A 7,796-nucleotide genomic window follows, 5' to 3' on the forward strand; every position below is an offset into this window, starting at 1 on the left:
ACCGCGACCGCTACGTCAAGCGCGACGGCCGCTGGCTGATCGCGCACAGCGAATATGACCGGGTCTATGAGCGCGTCTATCATGACCCGGCGCCCGGCCTGACCGCGCATTTCCTGGCGACGAAGGCCGCGTCATGACGGTCGACCCCGCACGGCTCCAGGACCTGCTCGACCGCGAGGAAATCCGGTCGCTGATCTACGCCTATTGCAACGCCGCCGATCGGCACGACCAGGACAAGATGTGCAGCCTCTACCATGAGGATGCCATCGACGAGCATGGGCATATGTCGAAGGGGCCGGCGATGGACTTCATCGACAAGCTGCCCGAAATCCAGGCGCCGATGGAGATCCTCCACCACAATGTCACCACGATCAATTTGGCGATCGACGGGGATCGCGCGGAGGGCGAAGTCTATCTGATTGCCCTCCACCGGGTGAAGAGCCCCGACGGCCCGTTCGACGTGCTGGTCGGCGGCCGTTATTTCGACAGATATGAACGGCGCGACGGGCGCTGGAAATTCGCGCATCGCGCGATCGTCGCCGACTGGGCCAATATCCACAGCCCATCGATCGTCGACCTGCAGCATCCCTTCCTCGAAGGGGCCTATATCGGCAAGCCGGGTCCGGGCGACCCGTCCTATGCCTTCTTCACCCTCTTGAAGCGGGGAGCTCAAGCATGAGCCAGGTCAAGTCCATCGCCTTGCTGCGCCGCCGGTCCGATCTCGGCCGCGACGCCTTCATCGACTATTACGAAACGCGGCACGTACCGCTGATCCGGTCGCTCTTGCCGGGCATCGTCGAATATCGACGCAATTTCACCCTGTTCGACGGCGCCTATGTCAACGAGGGCGCGGCGCCGTTCGACTTCGACGTGGTCACCGAAATCTGGTTCGAGAGCCGCGCCGCCTATGATGCGGCGATGGCGAAGGTCGCCGATCCCGAGATCGGCCAGCGCATTGCGGATGACGAGGAGAATTTCCTCGACCGCAGCGGGACGCGGATGTTCCTGGTCGAGGAGAAGGTGAGCGCGATCTAGCGCGGGCGTCGCGCTGGTCCCTCCACCGCCTTCGGCGATTCCCCTCCCCGTTCCGGGGAGGAATGGTTCAGATCCTCCCCGGAACGGGGAGGGGGACCATGCGCAGCATGGTGGAGGGCGCCCTCAGTCCACCAGCACGCAGTAGCGGAAATCATGCTTTATGAAGTTCTGCCCCAGGCTGTAGCGCACCCGGCGGACGCCCGGGATCTTGTCGATCGTCTGGTGGAGGAAGTCGGTCAGCTGGCTGCCATTTTCCACCAGCGTCATCGCCAGCACGTCGGCGCGGCCCAGCATCGTCGAGACGAAGCCGATTTCGGGTAGCGAGGCGAGGCGTTCGGCCAATGCCTGGATGTCGCCAGCCGTGTCCGCCTCGATCCACAGATAGGCGAGAAAGGGGTTCTTCAGCCGGTTGGCGTTGGTGACGGCCGCCACGCGGATGACCTTGTTGTCGAGCAACCGCTTCAGGCGCGAGCGGATCGTGCCCTCGGTCAGGCCGAATTCGCGGCCGATCTCGCGGTTGCTGACGCGGGCGTCGCGGCTCAGCCGGTCGATGATCTTGTGGTCGAGGTCGTCGAGCGGGATGCGGGTCATAGCGGTGCCCATTCGGGGTTATACTTGAGGATCTTCATCGACAGGCCGGGGAAGAGGCGTTCGACCCCGTCGATATGGGCGATGACGTCGGTCAGCAGCCGGTCGAGTTCCTCGATATTGTCGGCCACGACCTGTGCCTCGAGATCGTACATCCCGATCGTCACATTGACCGTGATGACATTCTCCAGTTCGGCGAGTTCCGCGCCGACGGCCGCCGCTGAGCGGCCCTTCACCTGGACACCGACGGCGGCGATGGCGTTGAAGCCCATCGCGGTCAGGTCGCGCATCGCGACGACGCGCACGGCGTTGGTCGATTCCAGCTTGCGCAGCCGGGTTCGCACCGTCGCCTCGTTGACGTCGATCAGGCGGGCGAGATCGCGGTTTGCGATGCGGCCGGACTGGCGCAAGGCTGCGATGATCTTCTCGTCGATCGGTTCGAGCACGGCGGGAGGCGGTGGCGGAGCCTGACGCACCGATGCCGTTTCTTCACCAGCGGTCTTCTTCTTGGTCGTCGGTTTCTTCGTTGCCACAAGCTTGTCCCTGCCGTGGGTCCGGGCCCGCTTTCACGCAGCGCCCGGGACCACCTTGTAAAACTCCTTAGCGGACGATCGCGGGGTGTGGAAGGCGCGGTGCGCCCAGCATCTCGCGGAAGGACGGGGGCTGCTTTCCGCCCGCGTCCTGGATGCCGAAGCGAGTCCCCAGTTCCGCGCCGATGAAGGTGTGCCCCGACATCTCCATCCGGTCGGCCGCCGCATGGATCGCGGCGACCAGCTTGCCGGTGAACTCGGGCGTCTCGGCATTGGCCATGATCGCTTCATACTGGTCGGGACGCTCGGCGATCGCCTTGTCGGTGCGTTCGGTCTTGAGCGGTCCCATCCAGATCGACACGGCGGCGACGTCATGCTCGCGCAGGTCGACGCCCATGTCGGCGGCGAACTTGTCCACGCCGGCCTTCTGCGCGCCATAGGCCGGGCCATGCATGTAGCAGGCGGAGCCGAAGGATGAGGTGAAGGCGATCACGCCGCCACCTGTGCGGATCATCAGCGGCGCCGCATGGAAGCTGGCGACATAGCCCGAGCGCAGGCCGACATCGAGGATATCGACAAGGCTCAGCGGCCGCTCCCAGAAGCCGCCCGGCTGGATCAGCGCGTCGTCGATGATGGCGGCATTGTTGACCAATATGTCGAGCCGCCCCTCGTCACGTTCGATGCGGTCGAACAGCGCCTTGACCTCGTCATCCTTGCGATGGTCGACCGCGACGGCCACGCCGCGTCCGCCGAGGCGGTCGATCGCGGCCGCAGTCGCGCCGATCGTGCCTGGCAGGGCAGCCGTGCCTTCCCGCGTCGTCCGGCCGGTCACATAGACGGCATAGCCGGCCTCGCCCAAGGCCCGCGCGATCCCCGCGCCCGCGCCACGGCTGGCGCCGGTAACGACGGCGACCTTGCGATTGTCGATGCTCATGCCGATTGCTCCTTCACGATATCCAGAAAGGGTGGGCGCTCGCCGCCGCCATGGACTTCGAGCGCGGCGCCGGTGACGTAGGACGAGGCCGGCGAGGCGAGAAAAAGGGCCGCCGCTGCGATTTCGTCGGCGCGGCCCAGGCGGCGGGCGCCGATATTGTGCGCGATGGCGGCCTGGGTCGCGGCGTCGCCGTAAGTTGCCTCGGTCGCCTCGGTCTCGATATAGCCGACGACGATCGCGTTGACGCGGATGTCCGGCCCCCATTCATGGGCGAGGCTGCGTCCGAGCGCGATCAGACCGGCCTTGGCGGCAGAATAGGCGGCGGTGCCGGGCGACGGCCGCATCGCCGATACGCTGGCGATGTTGACGATCGAGCCGCCGGTCTTGCGCATGTGCGGATAGGCCGCCTGCGACATGTAGATCGGCGCCATCAGGTTGAGACCGACGACCTTCTCGGCAAGGCGCGGAGAAGTGGTGCCCAGCGCCGCGTCGGGCGAACCGCCGGCATTGTTGACGAGGATGTCGAGACGACCATGGCGGGCGACGATGTCTTCGACCATCGCCTTCACCGCATCGGGATCGCGCACGTCGCAGGCGAGCGCCTCGATCCCGTCGATCGACCCGCTGTTGCGCCCGCAGACCACGACCTTCGCACCCGCGCCGGCCAGCTTGCGCGCGATGGCGAGACCGATGCCGCGCGTTCCCCCCGTGACGAGGGCGACCTTGCCCGCGATGCCGTGAATATCGTCCATCAATTTCCTCTCAGACATTGGCCCGGGCCGCGTGCCGTGCGGCGCGGCGGCCGGAAAAGAAGCAGTCGGCGAAGGACAGCCCGCTGACATAGGTCTGCGAGGCGAGGCCTACCGCCGTGCGGCCGGCGGCATAGAGCCCTGCTATGGGCTTGCCCGCCCGGTCGAGCACCTGCCCGCTCTCCTCGGCGACGCGCAGGCCGCCGAAGGTGATCACGGGCAAGGGCAGGAAGCGGCTGTCGATCGATATGTCCATTGCGTAGAAGGGCCCGCGCTCGATCAGGTGCATGTCGATCGCCTCCTTGCCGAACGGGTCCTGCGCCTCGCCGCGCGCGGCAGCATTATAGGCGGCGACCGTCCGGGCAAGTCCTGCCGCGTCGACGCCGATGCGCCGGGCCAGCGCGTCGAGCGTATCGGCCTTGCGCGCGTTGAACAGCAGGTTGATCAGCGTCACGTCGCGCTGGAACGGCACGAGCTTGGGATCGCGGGCCTGGCGAAAGGCCGCCTCGCGCAGGCTCTTGTCGTAGATCAGCCAGGCGATTCCGCCGCGATGGTCGACGATATGCTCGCCCATCGTCGCGCCATAGACGGTTTCGTCGACGAAACGTTCGCCGGCGCGGTCGACCGCGATCGCCTGTGCCCAGGCCTTGGGCGGGTTGATGAAGCGCCAGGCGCTGACCTTGTCCATCAGCGCGGTGGCACCCCCCGCACTCATGCCGAGCAAGATGCCCGACCCCTGGTCGCCGAGCGTCCCGTTCGGCATGCCGCTGGCATAGGCCGGGGCATAACGGCCGACCATCTGCGGGTTCATGATGAAGCCCCCGGCGCTCAGCACCACGCCTTCGCGCGCGCGGATCAGGCGCGAGAAGCGGGCCTTGGCCTCGATCTCGCTCGCCTTGCGCAGATAATGATTGCCGAGCGCGATGGTGATCGACGCGAGCGGGATGCTGGGGGGAAGCGCCGCGAGAAGGGTATTGGCGCGGGCGATATATTTGGCGAAACGGCGGGCTTCGGCCGATCCTTCGGGGATCGACAGTATCCGCGCTCCGACGACGCGCCCCTCGCGGTCGACCACCAATTGCCGGGCCTCGCTGTAGCGATGGAAGACGAGGCCCAGGCGGAGGGCGGACTCGGTCATCGGCCCGGTGATGAACTTGCCGAGGCCCCAGGCCTTCTTGCCGTCGCGCCCGAAGGCGCGATGGCCCCGCGCGGCGGGCTTCGCCTTCGCCCGGTAGCTCGCCACCAGCGAATTGTCGGGGTGGTAGAGGAAGCGGTCGAGCGGCGGATAGGAGCATTTCTCCTTCCATACCGAGGCGGCGAGCTTGCCGCCGTGGCGCAGGATCCAGTCGACCGTCTCGGGGCTCTGTTCGACGAAGCGGCGCAGCGTTTCTTCGCTGACGACCTTGCCGGCCTCGATCCGCAGATAGTCGAGCATCGCCTCCGGGCTGTCCTCCTCGCCCGCCTCGCGCTGGATCGCGGTGCCGCCACCCGCATAGAAGACGCCGCCATTGGCCCCCGTCGATCCGCCACAGGCGTAGCGATCGACGGCGGTCACAGACAGACCGCGCTCGATCCCCTCGAGCGCCGCCGCCAGCCCCGCCCCGCCGAGGCCGACGACAAGCAGATCGGTGCTCTCGTTCCAGGCGACGGCGTCGACATCCTCGACCAGCAACGGCTGTTCGACCGGAACGCCGACCTCGGCCGCCGGCGGGAAGGGGGCGTTCATCGGAAGCTGTAGCTGAGCTGGCCGAGGATTTCGCGCGGGCGGCCCTGCCGTGCGGCGATGGCGGCCGTATAGTTCGCCGTGCCCACGATATAGTCGCGATCGAACAAATTGGTCGCGATCAGCTGCGCCTTCCAGACATCGTCGGGGCTGGTCCAGCCGATGCGCGCATTGACGATGCCATAGCCGCCCTGCTGCTCGGCATAGCCCGCTGCCGCGCCGACGCCGTCATTCGCGGCGGTGAAGAAGATACGGCTTTGCACATGCGCATCCGCACCGACGGTGAGCTTGCCGGCATCGGCGAGATCGAAGGCATAGGTCGCGCCTAAGGTCGCGGACCATTTCGGCGCGTTGTTGAGCCGCTTCCCCTGCGCATCGAACGAGCCGAATGTGCTGACGAAAGCATTGGGGTAGCGCTTATATTCGGCATCGAGCCAGGCGACATTGGCCGTCAGCTCCAGCGCACGCACCGGCTTGGCGACGATTTCCGCCTCCAGGCCCCTCACGCGCGCAGTGGCGGCGTTCTGCGTCCGTGCGCCGAAGGACGCGCCGACCTGGACGAAGCTCTGCACCTGAAGATCGGTATAGTCGTAGTAGAAGCCGGTCAGGTTGAGCCGCAGCTGCCGGTCGAGCAGGTCGCTCTTCAGCCCGACTTCGTAAGACCACAGTTTTTCCGGCCCGAATCCCGCGGCTGCGTCGATCGCGTTGTTGCTGCCATAGTCATAGCCGCCGCTCTTGAAGCCGCGTGTCGCCGATGCGTATATCAGCAGCTGTTCGCTCGGCTTGAAGTTGATGCCGAATTTCGGCGTCAGCGCATCATCGTTGCGGCGCGTGTCGACCGTGAAGGGATCGGGCAGGCCGGGCACCCCCGACAGAACGAAGCCCTGCGCCGCGACGCGCGGATCGGGGTCGGTCGAAGCGGTGAAATAATCGGCGATGCGATAGATCTTCCGCTCGCGCGTGTAGCGCAGGCCCGCGATGAAGGAGAGCGCATCGGTCAGCTTGTATTCGCCCTGCGCGAAGCCAGCATAGGAGCGCGCCTTCAGCAGCGGCCGCTGGATGTGCGACGCGCCGAAGGGCAGGATCGCCAGCGTCAGCGGCTCGCGGTTGCGTTCCTGGAAATAATAGGCGCCGAGCACCCAGTCGAACCGGTCGCTCTCGCCGACCAGGGTGAACTCCTGGCTGAACTGGTTCTGGCGGATCGGCGCGATCAGGTTGCGCAAGATATCGATCGAGCTGGAATCCGAGTCCGTCAGGATCGAGCCGCGGAAGGCGCGCCAGCCGGTCAGCGAGCGGAGCGTGAGGCCGTCGGCCAGCGGCAGCGACAGGTCGCTCGACAGCCCGTAATTCTTCAGCACCGTGAAATTGTCGCGGTTCATCGACACCTTGTCGAAGTCGCCGAGGATCGCGTCGTCGAACGGATTGCCGGTCGGCCGGATCAGCTTGGGATAGCCGGCCATCGCGCCCGACTGGCGCGACCAGTCGCCGCGAATGATCCACTCTCCCTCGCCGATGGGGGCAAGGATCTGCGCCCTTACGCCACGAGATTTGAGATCTTCGACGTCGTTGCCGGTCGAGATATTCTCGCGAAAGGCGTCATGCCCCGAGACGTCGACCGCGAGGCTGGCAAGGACCTCGCCCGCGATCGGCCCGCTGATATAGCCCTGCGCCGCATAGCGGTCATAGGTGCCATAGCCGAGTTGTGCCTGCGCCTGCAGGGTCGATGAGGGTTTGCGCGACACCACGTTGATCGTGCCGCCGACCGAGTTGCGGCCGTAGAGGGTGCCCTGCGGTCCGCGCAGCACCTCCACGCGCTCGACGTCGAGGAAGTCGGTCAGATAACTTAGCGGCCGGGCGAGGTAGATGCCGTCGCTGTGGATCGTCGTGCTCGGGTCCGAGCCGATGAACACGATGTTCGATCCGATGCCGCGTATGAACAATTGGGTATAGCCCGACAGGTCGGAGACCTGGAGCGACGGGACATAGGCTTTGAGGTCCTGAACGTCGCGTACGCCGCGCGAATCGAGCGCTTCGCCGCCCAGCACCGTCACCGCGATCGGGGTCGACTGAAGGCGGGTTTCGCCCATGCGGGTGGCGGTCACCACGATGTCGCCGATGCCGGAGTCGTCGGTGGCGGATTGCGCCGAAACTGGCGAAAATCCTGCCGTGGACAGAACAGCCAGAGAGGCTGCATATAGCCTAGACGCGCGTTTCAAAACGACCCTCCCACTACGTAT

Annotated in this window: 8 protein-coding genes; 2 read left to right on the plus strand and 6 right to left on the minus strand. The window is 66.1% G+C overall.

Annotated features, from left to right (window positions below):
- Positions 1-133 precede the first annotated feature (133 nt).
- Together KAY22_RS21415 and KAY22_RS21420 are read left to right on the plus strand one after the other, a co-directional pair.
- A complete protein-coding gene (locus KAY22_RS21415; protein WP_296625249.1) occupies positions 134-679 on the plus strand; it encodes a nuclear transport factor 2 family protein in 546 nt (181 codons plus the stop codon).
- Positions 676-1,035, plus strand: a complete 360-nt coding sequence (locus tag KAY22_RS21420; protein WP_296625250.1) for an EthD domain-containing protein — start codon at positions 676-678, stop codon at positions 1,033-1,035. Before KAY22_RS21415 ends, KAY22_RS21420 begins: the two co-directional genes overlap by 4 nt.
- A gap of 123 nt (positions 1,036-1,158) precedes the next feature.
- On the opposite strand, the gene KAY22_RS21425 is transcribed toward KAY22_RS21420, so the two are convergent.
- The 6 genes from KAY22_RS21425 to KAY22_RS21450 all read right to left on the minus strand — a co-directional run bounded on the left by KAY22_RS21425 (position 1,159) and on the right by KAY22_RS21450 (position 7,796).
- Positions 1,159-1,626 carry an Lrp/AsnC family transcriptional regulator gene (locus KAY22_RS21425; RefSeq protein WP_296625251.1) on the minus strand — a complete coding sequence of 156 codons (468 nt, stop codon included), beginning with the start codon at positions 1,624-1,626 and terminating at the stop codon, positions 1,159-1,161.
- Entirely contained in the window at positions 1,623-2,156 is a 534-nt protein-coding gene (locus KAY22_RS21430; protein ID WP_296625252.1) for an Lrp/AsnC family transcriptional regulator, read from the minus strand. Before KAY22_RS21430 ends, KAY22_RS21425 begins: the two co-directional genes overlap by 4 nt.
- 67 nt (positions 2,157-2,223) lie before the next feature.
- The gene (locus tag KAY22_RS21435) at positions 2,224-3,087 is read right to left on the minus strand and encodes an SDR family NAD(P)-dependent oxidoreductase (RefSeq protein WP_296625253.1); all 864 of its coding nucleotides are present in this window, start codon (positions 3,085-3,087) and stop codon (positions 2,224-2,226) included.
- On the minus strand, positions 3,084-3,839 hold the full coding sequence (locus tag KAY22_RS21440) for an SDR family oxidoreductase (RefSeq protein ID WP_296625254.1): 756 nt from the start codon (positions 3,837-3,839) through the stop codon (positions 3,084-3,086). Before KAY22_RS21440 ends, KAY22_RS21435 begins: the two co-directional genes overlap by 4 nt.
- Positions 3,840-3,849: 10 nt before the next feature.
- Positions 3,850-5,562, minus strand: coding sequence for an FAD-binding protein (locus KAY22_RS21445; protein WP_296625255.1), 1,713 nt, complete (start codon positions 5,560-5,562; stop codon positions 3,850-3,852).
- Positions 5,559-7,796, minus strand: a complete 2,238-nt coding sequence (locus tag KAY22_RS21450) for a TonB-dependent receptor (protein WP_296625256.1) — start codon at positions 7,794-7,796, stop codon at positions 5,559-5,561. Before KAY22_RS21450 ends, KAY22_RS21445 begins: the two co-directional genes overlap by 4 nt.

It is taken from the genome of Rhizorhabdus sp., from assembly GCF_018006725.1.
In the GTDB taxonomy this organism is placed as follows: Bacteria; Pseudomonadota; Alphaproteobacteria; order Sphingomonadales; family Sphingomonadaceae; genus Rhizorhabdus.

What these genes read in the sequence shown, in the direction of transcription:
- KAY22_RS21415 (WP_296625249.1), top strand. Translation starts at nt 134, where the DNA reads ATGACGGTCGACCCCGCACGGCTCCAGGACCTGCTCGACCGCGAGGAA.
- KAY22_RS21420 (WP_296625250.1), top strand. Translation starts at nt 676, where the DNA reads ATGAGCCAGGTCAAGTCCATCGCCTTGCTGCGCCGCCGGTCCGATCTC.
- KAY22_RS21425 (WP_296625251.1), bottom strand. Translation starts at nt 1,626, where the DNA reads ATGACCCGCATCCCGCTCGACGACCTCGACCACAAGATCATCGACCGG.
- KAY22_RS21435 (WP_296625253.1), bottom strand. Translation starts at nt 3,087, where the DNA reads ATGAGCATCGACAATCGCAAGGTCGCCGTCGTTACCGGCGCCAGCCGT.
- KAY22_RS21440 (WP_296625254.1), bottom strand. Translation starts at nt 3,839, where the DNA reads ATGGACGATATTCACGGCATCGCGGGCAAGGTCGCCCTCGTCACGGGG.
- KAY22_RS21445 (WP_296625255.1), bottom strand. Translation starts at nt 5,562, where the DNA reads ATGAACGCCCCCTTCCCGCCGGCGGCCGAGGTCGGCGTTCCGGTCGAA.